At 43.7% G+C, this 21675-nt stretch carries 18 protein-coding genes; 14 read left to right on the top strand and 4 right to left on the bottom strand.

The features are described 5' to 3' along the window. The first annotated feature begins 364 nt into the window (after positions 1 to 364). The 6 genes from JMV76_RS12710 to JMV76_RS12685 all read left to right on the top strand — a co-directional run bounded on the left by JMV76_RS12710 (position 365) and on the right by JMV76_RS12685 (position 6409). A complete protein-coding gene (locus JMV76_RS12710) occupies positions 365 to 1672 on the top strand; it encodes an FAD-dependent monooxygenase (protein WP_227690394.1) in 1308 nt (435 codons plus the stop codon). Between the two features lie 73 nt (positions 1673 to 1745). Next, the gene (locus JMV76_RS12705; RefSeq protein WP_201502953.1) at positions 1746 to 3014 is read left to right on the top strand and encodes an FAD-dependent monooxygenase; all 1269 of its coding nucleotides are present in this window, start codon (positions 1746 to 1748) and stop codon (positions 3012 to 3014) included. A 30-nt stretch (positions 3015 to 3044) separates the two neighbouring features. Beyond that, positions 3045 to 3707, top strand: coding sequence for an OmpA family protein (locus JMV76_RS12700; RefSeq protein ID WP_201502952.1), 663 nt, complete (start codon positions 3045 to 3047; stop codon positions 3705 to 3707). Positions 3708 to 3767: 60 nt separating this feature from the next. After that, positions 3768 to 4964, top strand: a complete 1197-nt coding sequence (locus tag JMV76_RS12695; protein ID WP_201502951.1) for a hypothetical protein — start codon at positions 3768 to 3770, stop codon at positions 4962 to 4964. 70 nt (positions 4965 to 5034) lie between these two features. After that, on the top strand, positions 5035 to 5616 hold the full coding sequence (locus tag JMV76_RS12690; protein ID WP_201502950.1) for an OmpA family protein: 582 nt from the start codon (positions 5035 to 5037) through the stop codon (positions 5614 to 5616). 76 nt (positions 5617 to 5692) lie between these two features. After that, positions 5693 to 6409 (top strand): OmpA family protein, encoded by a 717-nt coding sequence (locus JMV76_RS12685; RefSeq protein WP_201502949.1) that lies wholly within the window; start codon positions 5693 to 5695, stop codon positions 6407 to 6409. A gap of 36 nt (positions 6410 to 6445) precedes the next feature. Here the strand turns inward: JMV76_RS12685 and JMV76_RS12680 are convergent, their stop codons facing one another. After that, a complete protein-coding gene (locus JMV76_RS12680) occupies positions 6446 to 7357 on the bottom strand; it encodes a lysine exporter LysO family protein (RefSeq protein WP_201502948.1) in 912 nt (303 codons plus the stop codon). Between the two features lie 269 nt (positions 7358 to 7626). Here JMV76_RS12680 and JMV76_RS12675 point away from each other — a divergent pair, with 269 nt between their 5' ends. From JMV76_RS12675 to JMV76_RS12665, 3 genes are read left to right on the top strand one after another with little or no spacing between them, the layout of a single operon-like run. After that, on the top strand, positions 7627 to 10383 hold the full coding sequence (locus JMV76_RS12675) for an alpha/beta fold hydrolase (RefSeq protein ID WP_201502947.1): 2757 nt from the start codon (positions 7627 to 7629) through the stop codon (positions 10381 to 10383). Continuing rightward, positions 10376 to 11587, top strand: coding sequence for a patatin-like phospholipase family protein (locus tag JMV76_RS12670; protein WP_201502946.1), 1212 nt, complete (start codon positions 10376 to 10378; stop codon positions 11585 to 11587). The genes JMV76_RS12675 and JMV76_RS12670 overlap by 8 nt, the downstream gene beginning before the upstream one ends. 8 nt (positions 11588 to 11595) lie before the next feature. Continuing rightward, a complete protein-coding gene (locus JMV76_RS12665; protein WP_201502945.1) occupies positions 11596 to 12411 on the top strand; it encodes an SDR family NAD(P)-dependent oxidoreductase in 816 nt (271 codons plus the stop codon). Between the two features lie 150 nt (positions 12412 to 12561). Here the strand turns inward: JMV76_RS12665 and JMV76_RS12660 are convergent, their stop codons facing one another. From JMV76_RS12660 to nadA, 3 genes are all read right to left on the bottom strand, one after another. Further along, complete coding sequence (locus JMV76_RS12660; RefSeq protein ID WP_201502944.1) at positions 12562 to 13455, bottom strand: phosphatidate cytidylyltransferase; 894 nt, start codon at positions 13453 to 13455, stop codon at positions 12562 to 12564. Between the two features lie 78 nt (positions 13456 to 13533). Beyond that, positions 13534 to 15438, bottom strand: coding sequence for an L-aspartate oxidase (gene nadB, locus JMV76_RS12655; protein WP_201502943.1), 1905 nt, complete (start codon positions 15436 to 15438; stop codon positions 13534 to 13536). 1 nt (position 15439) lies between these two features. Beyond that, a complete protein-coding gene (gene nadA, locus JMV76_RS12650) occupies positions 15440 to 16579 on the bottom strand; it encodes a quinolinate synthase NadA (protein ID WP_201502942.1) in 1140 nt (379 codons plus the stop codon). A gap of 285 nt (positions 16580 to 16864) precedes the next feature. Here nadA and JMV76_RS14915 point away from each other — a divergent pair, with 285 nt between their 5' ends. From JMV76_RS14915 to JMV76_RS12630, 5 genes are all read left to right on the top strand, one after another. Then, positions 16865 to 17953 carry an NUDIX hydrolase gene (locus tag JMV76_RS14915; RefSeq protein ID WP_227690391.1) on the top strand — a complete coding sequence of 363 codons (1089 nt, stop codon included), beginning with the start codon at positions 16865 to 16867 and terminating at the stop codon, positions 17951 to 17953. 170 nt (positions 17954 to 18123) lie between these two features. After that, complete coding sequence (gene nadC / locus JMV76_RS12640; protein ID WP_201502941.1) at positions 18124 to 18984, top strand: carboxylating nicotinate-nucleotide diphosphorylase; 861 nt, start codon at positions 18124 to 18126, stop codon at positions 18982 to 18984. Between the two features lie 266 nt (positions 18985 to 19250). After that, positions 19251 to 19892: a MarC family protein gene (locus tag JMV76_RS12635; protein ID WP_083475671.1), complete on the top strand. Its 642-nt coding sequence runs from the start codon at positions 19251 to 19253 to the stop codon at positions 19890 to 19892. Between the two features lie 293 nt (positions 19893 to 20185). Continuing rightward, positions 20186 to 20437, top strand: a complete 252-nt coding sequence (locus JMV76_RS15120; RefSeq protein ID WP_265090307.1) for a hypothetical protein — start codon at positions 20186 to 20188, stop codon at positions 20435 to 20437. Further along, positions 20401 to 21576 carry an NAD(P)-binding domain-containing protein gene (locus JMV76_RS12630; protein ID WP_265090306.1) on the top strand — a complete coding sequence of 392 codons (1176 nt, stop codon included), beginning with the start codon at positions 20401 to 20403 and terminating at the stop codon, positions 21574 to 21576. The genes JMV76_RS15120 and JMV76_RS12630 overlap by 37 nt, the downstream gene beginning before the upstream one ends. Positions 21577 to 21675 lie beyond the last annotated feature (99 nt).

Below are 21675 nucleotides of genomic sequence, written 5' to 3'. Positions count from 1 at the left end.
CATTGATATTTTTATGTCTACTTTTGAGCGGGTTACAGTATTGCAAATAACGTTTAGAGCGTGACGAAATCAAGCGTTTCAATTATAAGTTTTGGCTACTGTTAAGGCGACAGAGTGATGAGTGATTTGTGGTAATCTATGGGGGATATCATAGTGCTTTATCGCTGAGTTTAAAATATGAATAAAATGATAAAGGCTGATGAAAGCTGACGAAGGTTAGTGCTTATTACGCATTCGACTAAGGCTATGCCAATGTGTAAATGTTCAATATGCCCTAAAAAATTAAGATAATTCTAGCGATTATTCATCGCTTATAGTGCGTGCGCCCAACAGCGTAAAATAGACATGAAAATTAGGAATAATAATGCAAAATACTGATGTAAATTTATCGAATGCTAAAAAAAAGTTTGAACATAAAAAGGCAGCTACTGAGCAGCAAGTCCTCATCGCTGGTGGTGGTCATGTGGGATTGTCATTTGCACTGTTACTAGCGCATCACGGTATTGCTAGCACGTTATTAGAAAAAAACAGTTATCCAACCATCAGTCCAAATGATGACAGCAATCGTAGCCATTATTTAGACAGCCGCAATACAGCACTGTCACGTCGTACGGTACAGATTTATCAAGAGATTGGGTTATGGGGTGAGTTGCAAAGTCATGCTTGTCGTATCGATGCGGTGCAAATTAGTGAGCAAGGCAGCTTTGGGCGTGCACAATTAAACAAAGCGGAAGAGCGGGTCGAGTCATTTGGACAAGTGATGGAAAATGCGTGGCTCGGACGTAAGCTTTTATTAGCCGCGCAGCAAGAGCCATTAATCACTTTGATCGATAATGCCAGTGTCAGCGCCGTGACCCAACAAGCAGATGGGGTGACGCTCAGCTTTAACTATTATGGTGAAGAGGAGCATGAGCAGCAATTGCAGGCCAGCGTGTTGGTCGCTTGTGATGGTCGCGATTCGACGGTACGCCAATTATTAAATATTGGCACGACGACTTTTGATTATCAGCAAACCGCTATCGTCGGCGTGGTAGAAACTGACAAGCCACACGAACATGTGGCGATTGAGCGTTTTAGTCCAGCAGGGCCACTGGCGGTGTTGCCACTGACCGATCCAGACGGCGATGGCAATGATGACTATCAGACAGGCTATAGACGCTCGGTGGTTTGGGTTTGTCCAAAAGGGGAAGAAAATAAATACTTAGAAGATGATGCGCATTTCTTAGCGACATTGCAGCAAGCCTTTGGTGAGCGTGCGGGCACGTTTGTCGCTGCTGGTCGCCGCGGCGCTTATCCACTGACACGCGTGCTGGCAGACGAGCAAGTAGCGGGTCGCTGTGTCATCATGGGCAATGCTGCTCATACCTTGCACCCTGTCGCTGGTCAAGGTTTTAACCTCTGTATGCGCGATGCCCATGTGCTGGCACAAATGCTGAGCGCGCAAGTGCTAAAGGGCAAAGACATCGGCGATACGCAACTGTTAAAACGCTATGAGAAAGCACGTCTAAGCGATCAAAAACGCGTCATTCGCTTCTGTGATGCCGTGGTACATGGTTTTACCCATCCTAATCCAGCCATCAAGTTGGCAAGGAATGTGGCCTTGGTTGCCTTTGATAAACTGCCAAATATTAAGCCACTAGTCGCTAATTATGCTATGGGGTTAAAGTCCTAGTTTGCCATATCACGGTATATTAACGGTCTAGACCAATGTTCTATACGATTGCACTTAAATGTAGGAATAACTTATGAAAAATAATCATACGCTGATTATCGGTAGCGGTATTGTTGGGGCAACGCTTGCTTTACAGTTGGCACAAGCAAAAATGCCTGTGACGTTAATTGATGCCCGTCCTGCACGTGATGACTCAGAATGGCAACAGGTGCTTGGCAAGCGGGATGCGCGCGTTTATGCCTTGAGTCTTGCTAGTATTAACTTACTTAAAGACGTGGGCGCATGGCAAAAGATAGCAGCATCAGAGCGTAAAGCGGACTACTCGCAAATGCAGGTGTGGCAGCTAAACGGCATGGGCGAGCTATTATTTGGCGACAGGGGTGATAATCATTCTAATACTACGCTACCGCAAATGCTCGGCAGCATGGTTGAGCCTGCCGTCATTGAACATGCGTTATGGCAGCGTTTATCTGAGGATGATGTCAGTGACTATTTAACCGTCATCGCTGGACATAAAGTTATCAATATGGATTGGCTGGGTGCAGAGCAAGGCTACCGTGTGACTTTAGATGATCATACTGCTATAGCAGCGGCTCTGCTGGTTGGTGCCGATGGTCGGGGCTCATTTGTACGCCAACAAGCGGCGATTGGGCTGGACACACTCGATTATAATCAAACCGCTATTTGCTGTGCGATTCACACCGAAAAACCGCATCAAGCGACTGCGCGCCAAGCAATGCTGCCCACAGGTACGCTGGCGTTATTGCCGCTCGCTGATATTACTGATGCAGATAAAGCCAACCCACAACATTGGCAGTCGATCGTATGGACATTGCCGCGCAATCAAGCATTGGCGTTGATAGAGGAGGACGCGCGCGTCATTGCTGATAAATTGGCTGCTGCCAGTAACTATGAGCTAGGTGCTATCACTCAGATTGAGTCAATCGCTAGCTTTCCACTGACTGCGCAACAAGCAAAAAGCTACGTCGCGGACAACCTAGTCTTGATCGGTGATGCAGCGCATGGCGTCCATCCACTGGCGGGTCTAGGGTTGAATCTGGGCATGCTCGATGTGCAGACTTTAAGTGAGCAATTGGCACATGATTTTGAACGTAGTGGTGGAACCAGTTGGGGCAGCAATCAAACGTTGCGTAGCTACGAGCGTTTGCGTCGTCCGCATAATAGTATAATGATGCACAGCTTTTCCGCGCTTAATTGGCTATTTGCAGGGTCGCTTGCACAGATGCGTCCTATTCAACAAATTCGTAGCGAAGGTATGTATCGCGTTGGCAAAATTAAGCCATTAATGAGACTGTTTGCTAAGCAGGCGAGTGGAGTTTAGGGATAGCTTTAACTTACGGAAGCGTAAAATATGAATGCTAAATTATGGACAATAGCATCAATTATGATAAGTGCATTAGCACTAACAGGTTGCCAAACGTCTGACTTGTCTAACCAAAAAGCTCAAACTATTAATTTGCCAATTATTCTGATTAATTTAGATAGCGACGGCGACGGCGTGCCTGATGATTTAGATCAATGCCCAAATATGACAGAGAACGTGGTAGTGGACGAAAGAGGTTGTCCTGAGATTACAAGTCTTATTGGTATGCCTCCAATGATGGAGTATCGTGCTTTTTTTACCAAGGACAGCAGTGAATTACTGCCACAGTATCATGATGAGCTTGATAGAGTAGCAGAACAAATGAATAACTATGATACGGCTACTATGAAAATTGAAGCTCATGTCTCGAAGGATGAGGTCAATAAAGCTTCTACCTCAATGTTGCAATCAAACTCACTGGCTAAGAATAGAGCACTCATTGTTAAAAACTACCTAGTTTTAAATCACAAAATCGAGTCTAGTCGTCTGACTACTCTCGATTGCGGTATTAAAGGTTCTATTGCACCTTCTGACACCGAGGAAGGCAGATCTATGAATCGTAGAGTTTATAGCTTAGTAACTGATTTAAAAAACCACAAAGCTAATTATCATCAAAATGACCTAGGCTCAAACAGGTGTATCGAGTTTTAGTTTTTGTCATTTATTAATAAATAACCATAAGATAAAAATAACTACTCGAAGGCAAATCTCATGCTTATCCCTAAATACTGGGCGCAACATAAACAGCGCTTTGAGTTATCAGAAACGTCTAGTAAACCTTCCAAGCAAGCCACTATCAAACGTTACGGTTGGTCAGATGTCAGTCAAAGCGAAGCGCTATCCCATGCTAAATGGCGAGTCAGTGAGGCGCATAAGCGCTGGCTGGCAGGTGAAGATATCTTACGCCGTGAGCGCAGGGAAGAGTATAACGAAGGCAACGGTATTCCTATTCGTGAAGAGATTATTTCTGAGCATGATTTTCCAGAAAATAAATTATCGAATAATAGTGCAGCAGTAACGAAGCTTATCGTTACGCGTAACAGTTACGGCGCACAAGTCGCTAACGTCGATAATATCGCCATTATTGATGTTGATAATGATGATTTATTGCATCAAAAATATCCTTATGATTATAACCATCATGGCTTTATGCCTGCCTTTCTCATTAATCAAAGCAATCCAACAACCAAAATAAAAGTTTGGGCTTTTGTTATTGTCTTTATACTTATTGCCAGTGTCATCGCTTGGCTAGGACTATCATGGTTGTGGTTATTGGCTGTTATGATTGGTGCGACTGCTTATTTGTGGCAACAAGCCAGTGTTAAAGACAAGGCCCGCGCGCAAAAATATGCCGATGACGCCGCCTCGTTACTGCCTTATATGACAGATTTAATCAAAAAACGTATTGCTAATCATCCTACCGAGTCCTTTCGTTTATATCAGACGCCCGCAGGTTTTCGTATTATCGCCACTCACGATGTTGTATTGCCAAGTAATAGGTTAGTCGCGGAATGGTTTGCGTATTTCCATGCGGATACCAATTATGTGCGTCTATGTCAGGTGCAGCAGTGCTTTCGAGCACGGATTACTGCCAAGCCGTGGCGTCTGAGTGAGGTTGAAAATAATAAGTTGGCTAAAGATATCCCTGCTAAGGACTTTTGGTTTGGCTCTGAGAACACAGATATAGATAGTAGCATTGAGCAACGTCAAGATGAGTTAAAAGCGCGTAAGCAGTGGATTGTTGACTATGATCGTTTTACCCAAGGCTATCGTGCTTGTCATTATGTCGAGAGTTTTGCTGGTAAAGAAACTGTTGATAGAAATACAGCAGCTACGCAAGCTATTGATGCTTTTATCGAGTGGCATGATAGAGTTTGTCAGGTGGAAAAAAATCTAGAGATGGCTTAGGTTATAATTTTTTTAATTAATTTTTTACGAATGCTAGAGTAGCATTTAATTATATAAAGAAAGGCTACTGATGAGACTTTATAACGTTTTATTATTAATAGCATCTATTGCTTTAGCTGGCTGCCAAACCACTACAGCTGCGCCGTCTAAAAAGGTACCTAAAGATGAAAATATCAGGACGATGCAAGCAGAGATTGATTCAGATGGCGATGGTGTGCTTGATGCTATAGATGAATGTCCAGGTACACCTTTTAACGTAGTGATAGATGAAAGGGGGTGTCCAGATTCCTTACTTTTTGGTGAAAATGAATTTATGATGGAAGCTAGAGCCTATTATGATGAAAATAGCAGTGAGATAAAAAATGAGTATTATGAACAGCTAGATAACGCAGGCAAAAAAATGCAAGATCATTTGGACGCTGTTATGCATATCGAAGGGCATATATCCAAACGTGAAGACAATAATGCAAATCAAACATTATCAAGATACCGCGTGGAAGGAATTAAAAATTATATGACCATGACATATAATATTGATCCTGATCGTATTAAGACCTTTTACTATGGGTCAGAACGTCCAATTGCGCCAAATGATATCGAAAACAGTTGGCTCAACCAGCGTATTTATGCGCTTATTAGTAATGTTAAGTAATATATTAAATATTTCAAAAAACTGAAAGTAATGACAGATAAAGCCTTAAATTATTCTGAATGAAAAGAGAGTAGCAATGACAACTAGAAACTATGGAAATTTATTGCTACTGGCATTATTTATTAGTTTAGCAGGCTGTCAAACGACTGAAATCGTAGCGGCTAAAACCTTGCCTCAATATGAAAATATCAGAACGATGCAGGCAGATAGCGATTTAGATGGCGATGGTGTGCTTGATGCTATAGACGAATGCCCTGAAACGCGACCCAATGTAGTAATTGATGCTAAAGGCTGTGAAATAATAATTGAGGGAGGCGAGGCACTTGAAATGGAGTTCAATGGGTTTTTCTCGCAAATGAGCAGTCAGCTATCTGATATCTATGATGCAGTATTTGTGAAAATAGCAGAAAGTCTTAATGATCGCCCAAAAGCCAATGTTTTTATTTTCGGTCATGCAGCGAAAAGTGAAATAGATACAGATGCTTTAGCGACTTTTGGTTTCGATTCTTTATCACGCAATCGCGCGCTAATTATTAAGAATAATTTAGTGTTGCAATATAATATCGATGCTGAGCGTATCCGTACTTATGAGTGCTCAAATAAGATTATAGTTACAGATACAGCGTTTATAGATCCAAGTTTTGAAAAGCTCACTCTTAAAAATATTGAGGCAAAACAACGCCGCGCAACTTTAATGGCGAGTAGTGAAGTTCATGATTTGATGAATCTTGAATATGATTCTGATATGCAAAAATATGGTGAATATGCCAAGCACTGTGAACTGTTCGAATAATAACGACTGATTTTCTTCAACCGTCAAATATTATTCTTACCCCAACGCCGAAAACACCACCATCAACACAGGCGAGACGATATTAATAATAAAACCAAAACTAATCGCTAAAGGCACTACTTTTAGACCGCCAGATTGCTGAATAATTGGCAGGGTAAAATCCAAACTGGTCGCGCCGCCAAGCCCAACTGCTGCTGATGGATATTTACGCATAAACACGGGAATAAATATCAACGCAAAGAACTCACGTACCAAGTCATTAAAGAGGGCGACACTGCCCCAAACCGCGCCATAAGCATCGGTCATGACGATTGCTGATAGTGAGTACCAACCAAACCCTGACGCCAGTGCCAAGCCTTTGGTCCACGATACTTCACTGAATATCAGCGCAAATATCAAGCCACCAACCAATACAGCTAGTGTAAAGATGACACTCATCTCAACGCCGCGCTTATTCAGCAGCACTTCTTTTAGCGTAATACCTGAGCCTTTTAAGCCAATGCCGACCAACAAAATTAATATCATCAGCATCACCGTCATGGTATTTTCAGGCGGCATATAATTGTCTGGTAAGAAATAACCAATCACCATACCAATGACCACACAAATAACTTGAGCGAGGCTACCACGGATACTCACGCGATGTTCTTTAGATTTTACGCTGGGTTTTTTGGCATGCCATGGACGCAGTCGGTCAAATAACATCAGGGCAAATAAACCACTGCCAATTGTCAATATCGATAATATAGTCACATAAAGGGCAATATCGCCTATCTGACTGCCAAGTCCTTCAACTTGTGACAGCTCGATACCAATCAGCGCTAAGATGATAAATACCAGATAAGATAAGCCTTTATCTGCAAGCTTTGTCATGGTTGGATGAGAAGGAATGGCAAAGCCAATAAACATTGGCATTAATACCAGAACAAGGGTAACTAGGCTTTGCATGGTGATTGGCTCGCGGCATTTTCAAAGGCGTTTTTAAGAAGCTGGAAATTGTATCACATGAAACGATCAATGCTGCCATGAGCGGCTAAGATTCCTTGTAAAAGCCGACTGTTTAACGACCAACTATTGAGCGTTAAGATAAAATCGTGAATCACTAAGCCGTAAGTCAGGATTTCATTCATGATAATTTGACTGCTAACAACGCTTAAGTATTTACCTGACCAACTTTTGTTGCTACATTAATAGACTTACTATATTTGGCTTGCCTCATGTCGCTATATCAGCTCAAGTCTCAGTTTCAAGATCAGCTGCGCCCAATAAGTGATGCGTTGGTCGAGCAAAAGGTGACTGCCAATCAAGTGACGGTGTCAGCCGTAGTACTGAGCCTTGGTACGGCCTATATGATTGCCAAACCCGCAACTGAGCAGCAGGCATTATGGTTGCTGTTACCTTCATCACTGTTTGTGCGTATGGCGCTCAATGCTATCGATGGCATGATGGCGCGTGAGCATGGGCAAGCCTCAAGGCTTGGGGCAGTGCTTAATGAAGTGGGTGATATCGTGGCTGATACGGCGCTTATCGCAAGTTTAGCTCCGCATATTGCTAATGGTAATTTACAAGCGTCGACAGTCAATTTACCAAACCGCATATCAATCCATCAGCGTCATATTATCGGTCTGATTGCGCTTAGTATCAGCACTGAGTTACTAGGTATCACTAGTAATACGATATTAGACATTAGAGCAAACCAAGGACCTTTAGGCAAAAGCGATCGTGCTTTTTTACTGGGTTTGCTTGGCGCTTTTATGGTGACTAAAGTACCGACCGTGCTATCGCACATCAAAGTGGGTCCACTATTGATACTGACAGAGGCGCTGCTACTAAAAACCTGCTTGAATCGCCTGCGTTATATGGCAGATTTATACTTGATGCGTAAACCACCCGCGCTTCGCTCAAATCACTCAGAAACTCTTGAGTTAATACCAGAGTCATCGCATAAATCAGTTTTTCTTCTTGGTTGCCAAGAGAATGTTGGTCAACCCAATACGCTATTTTTCGATGCTGTTTCATCAAATTTTTCTTCATTAAATGCCCCTTTATCAAATTTTGCTATTAAAACTTCCTTTTTGGAGCCTAAGATAATGCCGACCACCCCTCTCAATAGTCATGAAAAAGTGGAGCAGGTTAGCGATACACTCAATTTATCGTCTTCCAAATTGATAAGCGGTGAAAGTTGCTACAATGCTTACGATGGCACGGCGATTTATTACCGCTATTGGCTGACGATGCCTTTAGAGGATATAAAAAAAGCCAGTCAGCCTCTGCGTCAAGTCATTTTATTACATCGTGGTCACGAACATTCGGGACGATTAGCAGAACTTGGAGAGCAGTTTGCCATTGCAGGCTATCAAGTATTCGCTTGGGATGCGCGCGGTAATGGGCGCTCGGGTGGTATCAAGGATCATGCCGAGAGTGTCACCGAGCTTGAGCGCGATTTAGACGGTTTTGTACAATTGGTTATCGGGCAAACGGGCATTGCTATCGAGGATACCTTAATCGTCGCCAGTAGTATCGGTGCGGTACTCGCCGCAGCATGGGTACATGATTATGCGCCAAATATTCGTGGGATGATATTGGGTACACCAGCGTTGAGTATTCGCTTGTATATGCCATTTGCGATACCATCGCTAAAGGTAGCTCGCGCGCTTGGACTGATGTCACGCGTGAGCAGTTACGTCAAAGCGCAAGTCTTAACCCATGATAAAGACGCGCAGCAAGCTTATAATGCCGATCCACTGATTTCTAATAGCATCTCGACCGACTTGCTCATCGATACGCACGCAACGGGCCAGCGCTTGCTCGATGATGCGGGTGCTATCACCGTACCGACGTTTGTATTATGTGCAGGCAAGGATTACGTGGTCGATAAGCAGGCAGAGCGCGATTTTTATGAGGCCATCAATACTACTAATAAACGCTGGCAATTATATCCAGACAGCTATCATGCGATTTTTCATGAGACCAATAAAGCGGACGTCTTCGCGGATTGTATTAATTTCGCTGAGCAAGTATTCAGTAAGGACGTTAAAGCGCCTGATTTAAGCACAGCGCATATTAATAGTGCTAGTAAAGATAAAGTCGATCGCTTAGCGATTAAGCCCTTTAACCCTAGCTTTGCGATTACTAGATTTGCCATGCAAAAATTTGGTCATGTCAGCGATGCGATTGCCACAGGACTGGAGCATGGATTTGATTCGGGTCACTCGCTCGATCATGTTTATTATAATCAGCCTAGTGGTCAAAATAAATTTGGTCAGGCGGTCGATAAATTTTATCTTAGTAATATAGGCTGGCAGGGGATTCGTATCCGCCGTGAGCATATATTGGAGCTGGCACGCGAGGCTCTGGCAGATATTGAAGACAAAAACCAGAGCAGTACTAAACCATACCAACCAAAACTACTCGATATCGCTAGTGGGCATGGCTTTTATGCGTTTGATTTATTAATAGAGTTTACCAACTTGCATGCTGAGCTACGTGATTATGAGCAGCATAATATCCAAGCCTTACAGGCAAAGGCGGAGCAGTTAGAGATTGCTGATCGTGTCCTTACTTGTCAAAAAGATGCGTTTGACCCTGCCAGTTATTCTAATATGCAGAAGAGAAGTGCCAATGCTAAAAGTCTTGATGATAAAAAATTCGATATTGCTATCGCCTCTGGCGTGTTTGAATTGTTTTCTGACAATACACTACCAGCGACAGCATTGGCAGGCATTTATGACAGTTTAAAATCTGATGGTTATTTACTTTATACCAATCAGCCGTGGCATCCTGAGCAGGAATTCATTAGTAAAACCTTAAACAATCATCGCGGCAGTAGTTGGGTGATGCGCTGTCGCTCACAAGCGGAAATGGATCAATTGGTTGAGAATGCTGGCTTTAAGAAAGTCGCTATGCGTATCGATCGTTTTGGTATCTTTACCGTGTCATTGGCAATTAAAGTCACCTCAACCAATCATGAATAATACGCATGCCAAGCCCTATGAGCGTGTGCAACTTTTTTCAGGGGGCGGTTCACGTTTCGCCTATTATTTGGGCAGCTATGCGGCATTGGTTGCTCATGATTTGAAGCCAGATGTCATCGTCGGCACTTGCGGTGGCAGTCTGTCGGCTTATCTGGTCAATCTAGCGCCTGATCCCAAGGATTTGCAGGAGCTCATGTGCAGCCGTGAGTTGTATCGTGTCATTACGGCAATCAGACATGTTGCGCCAGACGAAGCCAATAGGCGATTAAAGATACGTTATATGACTCAGGCGCTTAAACGTTGGCAGTTATCAAAACAAAGAGGTAAAAGACAAAAACAGCAGCAATCAGACAGCTACAAACGACTATTGGATGAGTTGCAGTATTTAGCGATGTTTCGGATAGATAACGAGGGGCAATGGCTCGATGAATTGTCTCATTTTTCTCCTAATCACAATAATCTATATAACCCTACCGCGCCAGAGATAGCCATTATTGCCAGTCGACTGTATCAAGCGCCCAATCAACCCAGCAATCAAACGCTTACTACTGACAGCTCTGTTTACGATGAGTTTAAACTACAAGAGTTATTATTTGCGCCACCGTGTTTGGCAGTATCAGAGCATTTTGATGAAATACTTAACGCACCTGCGCATACGTTTGCCGATAGGCGTATTCATCAGTCAGTAAATATCGTAAAGCAGTGGGAATTCAATCCAGCGGTTCGTGCTTCTATGGCAGATATGTATTATCTACCGCCAACGCATATAGACGATTTGGGGTGGTGCTTAGGTGGGGTGATTAATCTCACTCCGATCGAGCTGGCATGTCAGCTAGGGCAGACGGTATTTGCAGAGACCAAGGCAGGTTATGATTCATGGCTGGCGGCACCTGCGATTCAGCGCGTTTTTGGTTTTGACCCCAATGAGCGTTTGGCACAGGTGCATGGTTATGAGTCAGCGGAAATGCTGTCGCTCGCTGATTCTGCTAAAACTTATCAGCGAGTGAATCAGCTACACTGGTTGCCCTTTGCAGATAATGGTCAGCAGTTGGCAGGACAGCAAGTACAAAAGCGTTTTAACATAAAACAACTGACTGTTGAGCTCATTCACAGTGACTATGACGGTTTTGTGCAGCAAATGCAGGCGCAATGGCAATATGGCTATCAGCGTACGACTGACCATATACAGCAGCATGGTCTATGAACTCACAAATGAAAAATATTACACAGTCGACTTCAGCTCATAAGCTATCGCATCTTATCGTTTTCGGCGGTACGAGTGGACTTGGCTTGGCGTTGGCGCTGCATCATCAGGCGCTTGGCTGGCAAGTGAGTGGGGTTGGTCATAGCGTAGAGAAGATAGCCCATATCAATAGTCAGCATCCTGACATTGTTACTTACTGCTGTGATTTAACCGATAGCGCGCAAACACAAACGTTGGTAGATAACTTGTCAGATATTAGTTTTCAAAGAGTAATTTATAGCGCGGGTAGTTACACCAATGAGCGTATTCATCATTTGAGTCAAGCTGACAGCGATAAAATGCTAGCGATTAATCTGCAAGCGTTCGAGCAGGTTTTTAGGTGGGCAAGTGAGCAGATGAAGCGTCAAAGTCAGTTATTGGATATGGACAAAAATTCTAGACTGAGCATAATCTGTATCGCTTCTATCGCCGGTACAATGAATTATCCTTATGCCAGCCTTTATGCCAAAAGCAAACGCGCGATGATTGCGACTGCCAGCGCTTATCGAGCGGCACTTGCGCCGTATAATATCCAAGTCAACTGCATCGCCTCAGGTTATATGAATACCCAAGCCCTACGTGATTTGAATGACGGTGATGCTAGCCATAAGCCCTTTATAATGACGACAAAAACAGCGATTAACCACATTATGCAAGCGATTGATGAGGATAATGAGTTGGCCATATTTCCATGCTCCATGCGCTATATCACTCGGGCGCTCAATCATTTGCCTAAGCCTGTGCTTAACTGGATATTGCGCAGTAAGTTGGATAAAACCACTTAATATAGTCAGTCCTAAATAAAAGAAATACAACTATTGTAACTTGCTACTGGTATCCATTTTTCTTGCTTGCTGTGCATATGCCGACAGAGGCTGCGAATAATTAATCCCAGTAGCACTATATTCTTTTAAAAGTAGATCGACTATAACAGCTTACCCAAGCAGCCAATAAAACAAGGTAAATAACGGTACACCAATTAGCAAACTATCCACTCTATCCAATACGCCGCCATGTCCGGCAAGCATAGTGCCAGTATCTTTTACCCCGTGCTGACGCTTAAAGGCGGATTCTAATAAATCTCCAGCGATACCACTGACCGCTAAGCCATAAGCAGCTAATAAGCAAACCCACCAACTAAATGGCGTAAGCCAAATGCCTAATAGCGTTGCCAATACTGCCGCGAGCATACTACCGAAAAGAGCGCCTTCGATGCTCTTATTTGGGCTAATGGTTGGCGCAAGACCGCGCTTAAATAGTTTGTGACCAAGCAATCGTCCGCATAAATACTGGGCAATGTCATTGAACTGGCTGGCGAATAATACGAAAAATAAAATGCCATACTGCTCGCGTTGCCAGATTAATTGCTGTAAGGCAATGAGGCTGACAATCAGGGCGATAAAAGCAAAACTAAAGATTAGGTCTAACAGATTTAGACGTGTGTAAGCTTGAGTAGAATGGGCAGGGGTTTCGATAAAAGGCTGAGTATTTGCTTGCAAACCGCGCGCTTGGAGTTTTTCAATTAACATAGATTTGCTCTGTGGACACCATATACGTCTAATCTCATAAACGCCACGCAAACCTATCAAGACAAAAAAAGTGATGAGTAGCCACTGATAGGGGTAGGTAGGAGGCTGCATGAGTTGGCTATTATTCATTATTTTAGCGATAACATAACACGCGCAAAGCGCCGCTAACATGAGCCACCATGAGCGGGCGATCAAATAAATTTTCGGTAAGCGCTGACGCAAGCGAGGTAAGGCAAGCGTGCCCCACGTCAAACTGACGACCATCATAAGTCCGATCACAAACAGCGTATCAGTAGCCATATTTTTAGCACTTTGAGGTCAATAAAGAACGGCAAGTTACCGTTTGCTCATGGTTAGAGTGGCAACCTTCAATCGCTGTTAGACGTTAGCAACTGTATTTACCACTCTAGCCTCTGTATCATCGATTATAGGCTGAAGCAGCCAATCAACGCCACTCTCTTTGTCAGCTGTTTTGTCAGCTTCTCTCAACTTCGATAATGGCGCAATCACACTGGTTCGAGGTGTGGATGCCAAATGCGGATAGTCTTTACGATAGTGACCACCGCGACTCTCATAACGCTGATAAGCTGACTGAATAACCAATGTGGCTAATTGTAATTGTCGTGCTAATTGAAATAGTGTCAGCTCATCAGCAGTGATAGTGCCATCTAAAGTACTCATGCTGGACTGATTTAATCTGGTTTTTTCAAGCCACTGTTGCCATTGTAGTATCTGTATTAATATTTGCTCTAATGATTCGGCATTTCGAGTGATACCCATATAGGAGGTCATTAAAATTTTTAATTCTGTGACTATTTTGCCAGCATAATCGTGGGTAACGATATCAGTGTCATCACAATGAGATAAATTAAATAGAATGGTAGGAGAAGAAGGAAGCTTAATAGCTTGAATATCTTTGAGCGTTGGTGCTGTCCAAATGGCAGTTGCTAATAAGTTCGAGTGATCATAACTGGCAACGGGAGTTAGGTTTTCTAATGCTTTTAAATATCGCGGTAAGTCAGCAGCGATATTGCGCCCAACGACTACGCACTCCAAAAGTGAATTACTAGCTAAGCGGTTTGCTCCATGTAGACCTGTATAAGCAACCTCACCAGCAGCATAAAGCCCTGCCACATCGGTCAAACCATTGGCACACGTTACCACACCGCCGCAGCTATAGTGAGCGGTAGGGGCAACGGGGATAGGTTCCCTAGTCATATCAATACCGAGGTTGAATAATGTTTGATAAATCTGTGGGAAATGCTCCCGTAAAAACTGTTCTGGCAAATGACTGACATCTAAATGTACGTAGCCAAGTCCGTTATTACTGATCTGCTCAGCGATGGCGCGAGCGACGATATCGCGCGGTGCCAATTCTGCCCGTTCATCAATTTCCAACATAAAGCGCGCACCGGTTTGCGGGCAGGTCAGCCGCCCACCTTCACCGCGTAGTGCTTCCGATATTAAAAAACTACTGTCTGCCACTGCTAAGCCCGTCGGATGAAATTGGATAAATTCTAAATTTGCTAATCGGCAGCCGGCTTGCCATGCCATCATAACCCCATCGCCGACACAGACGTCGGGTGCACTGGCACGCTTAAATAATTGACCCATGCCACCACTAGCCAGTACGACTGCGCAACTATAAAAAGTCAGTTGTCGTTGATTATTATGATCAAAAACTTGCGCCCCTTGGCATTGCTTATTTGGATTGGCACTGTTTGTTAAAAGGCTCAGCGCTTCATGGTAGGGCAAGATAGTGATATTAACAGCATTTTGCGCCTTTATAGTCAAGGCTTCCATAATATGTCGACCAGTCGCATCATCCGCATGTGCGATCCGCCTGCAACCATGCCCGCCTTCTTTGGTTAAATGTAAGTCGGCAGTCTGTAGTTTGGTGACAGGTTTTGCATTATCTTCTTGCGGTATCTGCGTAAAAGGCACGCCTTGCTCACATAGCCATTGGACGGCCTGTTGCCCGGCACTTAAAATGCGACTGGTATTATTAGCTTCGCATAACCCTGCGCCAGCGATTAGGGTATCAGCTATATGGTCAGCGACAGAGTCCTCTTTATCCAAGCTTGCCGCGATACCACCTTGGGCATAATGACTGGAACAGACTTCCAAGGCGGCTTTGCTCAATACGGTAATGTTTAGCGATTTTGGTAATGCTAGAGCCGTGCTTAAGCCTGCTAATCCCGCGCCAATGATAAGTACGTCAGTTTGTACCATAGCAGCAGGGCTATCGAGACCTAATGATTCCGCTGTCAATGCCGCGCTCATATTAGGCAGCTCCGACATTGGCAAATAACTCACGGTCTTTGACAATATCTCCGCTCGCTGTCACACGCTGTTTTTGTGATTCGGCAAAATCAAGCATGCGTTGCAAGGGTTTTCTAGCCGCGACTGCCAGCTCAGGCGTCATCAAAACTTCACCGCTGCGCTGCGTCAAGCATTGTTCAATACCTTTTAGACCATTCATTGCCATCCATGGGCAAAATGCGCAACTCTTACAACTGGCGCTTTCACCTGCAGTAGGTGCAGCCAAAAACCGCTTAGTTGGTGAGCGTTTTTGCATCTCATGCAAGATGCCCAAATCGGTAGCGACGATAAAGGTATCAGCATCCATCTCATAAGTCGATTGCAGCAGCTTACTGGTCGAACCTACCACATCGGCGAGCGCCACTACGCTATCAGGGGATTCAGGATGCACCAATACCCTAGCGTTTGGATACTCCTCTTTTAATTGCATTAGCTCGGTCGCTTTAAACTCATTATGTACGAGGCACGAGCCTTGCCAAAGCAGCATATCTGCGCCCGTCTCTTTAGCAATATATTTACCTAAATGGCGATCAGGACCCCAAATAATTTTTTCACCATTCGCATGCAAATGGCGAATAATGTCGATGCCAACCGATGAGGTCACCACCCAATCGGCACGGGCTTTGACGGCGGCGCTGGTATTGGCATAAACGACGACTGTACGCTCAGGGTGAGCATCACAAAAGGCTGAAAACTCATCGGCAGGACAGCCCAAGTCAAGCGAGCATTCCGCTTCTAGGTCTGGCATCAGTACTGTTTTTTCCATACTTAAAATTTTCGCCGACTCACCCATAAAGCGGACGCCAGCGACCACTAAGGTCTGGGCGCTATGCGCTTTCCCAAAGCGTGCCATCTCCAACGAGTCGCCCACGCAACCGCCGGTTGCCAATGCCAAATCCTGAATAAAGGGGTCGACATAATAATGGGCGACCAATACTGCATCATGCGCTTTTAATAGCTGTTTAATGTTTTCCTCGACTATGAGACGTTCAGTACGCGGCAAGTCTGCTGGCATTTTAGCTTTGGCATATTCAATATTCATTTGTATTGCAATGCGATTGTCATTACTCATGATGGGCGCGTCGTAAGGATAAGTTTTCATAGATGCAAACCTTTTAGGCAGTAACGACAAGCAATATGCCGCTAAAAATAAGTCAATTAATATCGCTGGCTAGTCAGATGTTTTAATTATGCTCATTTTGAGCATAAATACAAGTATTTTTTATACATTTATGATTTGTACATTTATGATTTATAAAGACTCATTTTATATAATTACAACCACGAACTATGATAATCGTTGATTCAAGCTATACTGAGCAAATGGTCAACGGCTTAGCAGTTGAGCTTTATTTAATAATTAAAATAAAAGGTAATCACTAAAGTCATGACGTTGTCTTATTCACACGCGCATCAGCAAGGTAGTGGCACCACAGAAGTCGTGGCCGTGCTAGTCGCCATTACTGAGCATACCGCTCGGGTCTTAACCGTTGATCAAGGAAAGCTGTTACCCAATGGTCCATTGATGCCGTTGCATCGTTCATTGCAAGCGGGTGTGCGCCAATGGGTTGAGGAGCAAACACAGCAACCACTTGGTTATTTGGAGCAGCTATACACCTTTGTCGATACCAATAGGCGCAATGTTGATGGTCATGCACTGGTCTACGTGAGCTATTTGGGACTGGTGCAAGAGACACAAACGCAGCAGTTACAAAGCCAAGCATTGTGGCGCGATTGGTATGATTACTTTCCTTGGGAAAATCATTTGGATGGCATACCTAGCATCATTATGAATAATATTGTGCCAGCATTATTGAGCTGGGCAGATAGCGCTAAAGATTCAGGCATTCAGCAGCGCCGCCGTCAGCGTATTGGTTTATGTTGGGGTGTAAGTGAAGCGCTCTTAGTGGGTGATATGACCACAAGTGAAAATGCGGATAATGAATACACAGCCTATGAGCATTATGAAAATAGAGAGTGGGTCGCTGAGCATGTGTTACTGCGCTATGAGATGCTGTATGAAGCGGGGCTGATACCGGAAGCACCTAATTATCCACCCAGCTATTCAATGAATCATCAAAGCGTCCATCAAAGTGCTCACCAACCGAGCCATCAAAATAAGCTACCTGAAAACTGGTCACAGCTCATTGGTGTGCCGATGTATTATGATCATCGCCGAGTGATTGCAACGGCTATTTCACGGCTGCGTGCCAAAATTGAATACCAACCGCTTATTTTTGGCTTGATGCCAGATGTATTTACCTTGTCACAATTACAACAAAGCGTAGAAGCGCTCTCAGGAGTGCGCTTGCACAAGCAAAATTTCCGTCGTTTGCTAGATTCACAAAAACTTGTGACGGAAACAGGACAGAGTAGTAGCGCCCAACGTGGTCGCCCTGCCAAGCTTTATCGCTTTCGTCATGATATTGAACTACAAAGCTTATTGATGGATAGTAAGTTGCCTAAGCGTAAATAGGAGTCGATAGACTACCTTGCTATCTTTATTTTGATGATTATAAAACCCTGTCAGCTGCACAAAATGATGACGGTTCCTTGCGAGGCTGTTAACTTTACGCTATATTTATGCTCATTTTGAGTTTAATTGCGTAAGCATATATGAACGCCACGTTTATTTAAGGGTTAAAGATGACAGTTAAAAAAGAACCAGCATTGGATGATGTATTGCTTAGACCTTTGGTTGAAGCTGCGCTAACTGAAGATTTGGGCAGACGCGGAGATGTCACATCACAAGCCACCATTCCAGCCGATATGCAAGCAAAGCTAGAGATTAAAGCTCGGCAAGCAGGCATGATATGTGGTATGGATTTGGCACGTTTATCGTTTGCGATGGTTGATCCTCAGATTGAGTTTGTGGCTCAAGTTGCTGATGGTGAATGGGTTGACGCGGGTACAGTCTTGGCTAGTGTGCGTGGTAATGCGTGCCATTTACTGACAGCAGAACGTACCGCGCTCAATTTTATGACCCACTTGAGTGGCATTGCGACAGATACCAGAAAAATTGTAGATAGTGTGGCAGAGTATCCTGCGCAAATTACTTGTACACGTAAGACCATTCCTGGCTTGCGCATTGTACAAAAGTACGCGGTACGCTGCGGCGGCGGGCGCAACCATCGTTTGGGACTGGACGATGCTATTTTAATCAAAGACAATCATATTGCCATCGCTGGTGATATAAAGACTGCGATTAAACAAGCGCAAAACTTCGCTGGGCATTTAATTCCCATCGAAGTAGAAGTCGATACTTTAGCGCAATTAGCGCAGGCATTAGACGCTGGCGTGAGCTTGGTGCTATTAGATAATATGTCCCCTGAAATACTAGCGCAGGCAGTAACGATGTGTAAAGGTCGCGCGAGAACAGAAGCTTCAGGTGGTATTACTCCTGAAACCGTGCAAGCAGCAGCAAAAACGGGTGTTGATTTTATTGCCATGGGTTATTTGACGCACAGTACCACGGCATTAGATATCGGTCTTGATTTTAGCGCATGATTTTCAACATACCTGTCTTTACATACCTGTTTTAGTGATTAGGCTTTATGAGGTTATTTACCCGCCAAATGACGGTTGATTGGTCAATGTTAAGTATCTGTTTTTATAGATAGTCTGCTGTCAGAAAGTTAAGCAAAGTTAATGATTTAATTAGCTTATCTGCCTATGATACAATGACATTTTCAACCAACTATTGGGTCATCGTCGTACTTGCACGATGACCTTATCTTTTTGCCCGATTTGACTAATAGACAAGCGAGCGCTCAGTGAATACTGAAATCATCAAGATAATCTTAGCCTTTATGGTACTGATTAATCCCTTTAGCGCTTTGACGTTATTTTTGGATTTGACCCGTGGTTATTCGATGAATAATCGACGCAAAGTGGCGCGTGTTGCTTGTTTGACGATTTTTATCACTATTAGTTTCTTTACGGTAGCAGGCGAGACATTACTAAAAGCACTTGGTATTTCTATCGGCTCGTTTCAGCTGGCAGGTGGTATCTTGGTGTTTTTGATTGCTCTTAATATGATGAATGGCGACGGTAATCCCGTGAAGCCCGATCAAGAAAACTTCGATGTTGACCATGTACAAGACGCGCCGCCCACCATGGCAGCAGCAGTTGTGCCTATCGCTATTCCAATGATGATTGGACCAGGTGGTATCTCGACGGTGATTATTTATTCTTCACAAGTCTCTGGTATTTTGCAAGTATCTGCCATATTGATTGCTGGTTTATTTATCAGTCTGTTTTGCTATCTAGCATTGATGGCGGCAGGTCGTATCAGTCGCTTGCTGGGTGATACTGGATTGAACATCATGAGCCGAATTATGGGGATGTTATTGGCGGCAGTTTCTATCGAAATTATCGTTAATGGCTTACGCACTTTATTTCCTGATTTAGTGTAATGACGCTGCTACGTTATGTTTGTCCGTCAGTTTTTTGACTTATTCCTCAATGGGCGTGTTGAGTATTCAACCCTAGCACTGACAGTGCTGATTTATGAATGTTTAATACGCCTTAATGAAAAGCACGTGCAAACTCATATCAAATTTAAAAACCAAAGATTCGGTTAGAAGCCCTTTTTGTAGAATAGTCATGTCTTAAGCTATGGCTAATTAATCACCAAAAGTATTCGAAAAAACACCATTCATAAAAATATGTTACAGTGGACAGACAACTATTATCATAGGAGTTAGTCTTGAGTAATAAAAGAATTGCTATTTTAGGTGCAGGTCCAAGTGGTTTAGCACAATTACGCGCTTTTGAAGCAGCTCGTTTGGCTGGTGCAAAGAACTTACCTGAGATAGTGTGTTATGAAAAGCAAAACGCTATTGGTGGCATGTGGAACTATAGCTGGCGTACAGGATTAGACAGAAATGGTGAGCCTGTTCACGGTAGTATGTACCGTTACTTGTGGTCCAATGGTCCAATGGTCCCAAAGAGTGCTTAGAATTTGCTGATTATTCGTTTGACGAGCATTTTGGTGAAGCGATCCCCTCATATCCACCGCGTGAAGTCCTAAAAGACTATATTATGGGGCGTATCGATAAACAAGATATCCAGAAATACATCCGCTTTGAATGCCCAGTACGTTGGGTGTCATTTGATGATGAGACGCAAAAATTCACCGTGACGGTGATGAATCATAAAACCAACGAGCAAGAAGTGGAAGAGTTTGATTATGTCGTCGTGGCGACGGGTCATTTCTCCACGCCCAATATGCCTTACTTTGAAGGGTTAGAAGCTTTCCCTGGTCGCATTCTGCACGCGCATGATTTTCGTGACGCCTTAGAGTTCAAAGACGAAGATATTTTGCTCATCGGCAGTAGTTATTCAGCCGAAGACATTGGCACGCAGTGCTATAAGTATGGCACCAAATCAGTCACTATCAGCTATCGCACGCAAGCGCTCGGCTATGACTGGCCAGAGGGCATCAAAGAAGTGCCTTTGGTCACCCATTTTGAAGAAGATGTGGCGCACTTTGCCGATGGTAGCAGCCAAAAATTTGATGCCATTATTATGTGTACCGGTTATCTGTTTCATTTCCCCTTTATGCCCGATGAGTTACGTCTGCAAACGCATAACTGCTTATATCCAGCCAACTTGCACAAAGGGATTTTCTGGCAGCCAAACCCAAAGCTCATTTATTTAGGTATGCAGGATCAGTATTTCACCTTTAATATGTTTGACGCTCAAGCATGGTATGCACGTGATGTGATGATGGGCGATATCGAATTGCCTGAATTGGTACACTGTCAAGCAGATGAGAAAAAGTGGTTGGCAACTTATGCGAAGTGCGTGACGGTCAGCGATTCAATCGACTTTCAAGCCGCTTATATTCGTGATTTAACCAATGCGACCGATTATCCAGAATTTGCCGTTGAAAAACAGGGTGAAATCTTAAAAGAATGGCAAAAAGATAAAGCCGATAATATCATGACCTTTAGAGAAAAGGCGTATCGCTCTACGTTAACAGGCACGCTATCGCCTGAGTTGCCAGAGCCTTGGTTGGACGTCCTTGATGACTCGCTTGAGCATTTTTTGAACTTAACCTTCGTTAAGCCTAAAAAGCGTAAAAAAGTATCGTAAATAGTAAAAGTGTGAGATTCCAAAAAGCCAAACGCATTTATACAAGGTGTTTGGCTTTTTTTGTACTTATACTTATATTTAGGAGCTGTGTTAATGGTT

This window comes from Psychrobacter cibarius (genome assembly GCF_904845955.1).
GTDB classification, from domain to species: domain Bacteria; phylum Pseudomonadota; class Gammaproteobacteria; order Pseudomonadales; family Moraxellaceae; genus Psychrobacter; species Psychrobacter cibarius_B.
Note: the sequence above shows the minus strand (reverse complement) of the source record. Positions and strands in the feature narration are given on the sequence as shown.

Bases quoted from the DNA above. Each gene is read 5' to 3' on its own strand.
- JMV76_RS12700 (WP_201502952.1), top strand. From the start codon at position 3,045: ATGAATGCTAAATTATGGACAATAGCATCAATTATGATAAGTGCATTA.
- JMV76_RS12665 (WP_201502945.1), top strand. From the start codon at position 11,596: ATGAAAAATATTACACAGTCGACTTCAGCTCATAAGCTATCGCATCTT.
- nadA (WP_201502942.1), bottom strand. From the start codon at position 16,579: ATGAAAACTTATCCTTACGACGCGCCCATCATGAGTAATGACAATCGC.
- JMV76_RS12680 (WP_201502948.1), bottom strand. From the start codon at position 7,357: ATGCAAAGCCTAGTTACCCTTGTTCTGGTATTAATGCCAATGTTTATT.
- JMV76_RS12690 (WP_201502950.1), top strand. From the start codon at position 5,035: ATGAGACTTTATAACGTTTTATTATTAATAGCATCTATTGCTTTAGCT.
- nadC (WP_201502941.1), top strand. From the start codon at position 18,124: ATGACAGTTAAAAAAGAACCAGCATTGGATGATGTATTGCTTAGACCT.
- JMV76_RS12695 (WP_201502951.1), top strand. From the start codon at position 3,768: ATGCTTATCCCTAAATACTGGGCGCAACATAAACAGCGCTTTGAGTTA.
- JMV76_RS12685 (WP_201502949.1), top strand. From the start codon at position 5,693: ATGACAACTAGAAACTATGGAAATTTATTGCTACTGGCATTATTTATT.
- JMV76_RS14915 (WP_227690391.1), top strand. From the start codon at position 16,865: ATGACGTTGTCTTATTCACACGCGCATCAGCAAGGTAGTGGCACCACA.
- nadB (WP_201502943.1), bottom strand. From the start codon at position 15,438: ATGAGCGCGGCATTGACAGCGGAATCATTAGGTCTCGATAGCCCTGCT.
- JMV76_RS12675 (WP_201502947.1), top strand. From the start codon at position 7,627: ATGTCGCTATATCAGCTCAAGTCTCAGTTTCAAGATCAGCTGCGCCCA.
- JMV76_RS12660 (WP_201502944.1), bottom strand. From the start codon at position 13,455: ATGGCTACTGATACGCTGTTTGTGATCGGACTTATGATGGTCGTCAGT.
- JMV76_RS12670 (WP_201502946.1), top strand. From the start codon at position 10,376: ATGAATAATACGCATGCCAAGCCCTATGAGCGTGTGCAACTTTTTTCA.
- JMV76_RS12710 (WP_227690394.1), top strand. From the start codon at position 365: ATGCAAAATACTGATGTAAATTTATCGAATGCTAAAAAAAAGTTTGAA.
- JMV76_RS12705 (WP_201502953.1), top strand. From the start codon at position 1,746: ATGAAAAATAATCATACGCTGATTATCGGTAGCGGTATTGTTGGGGCA.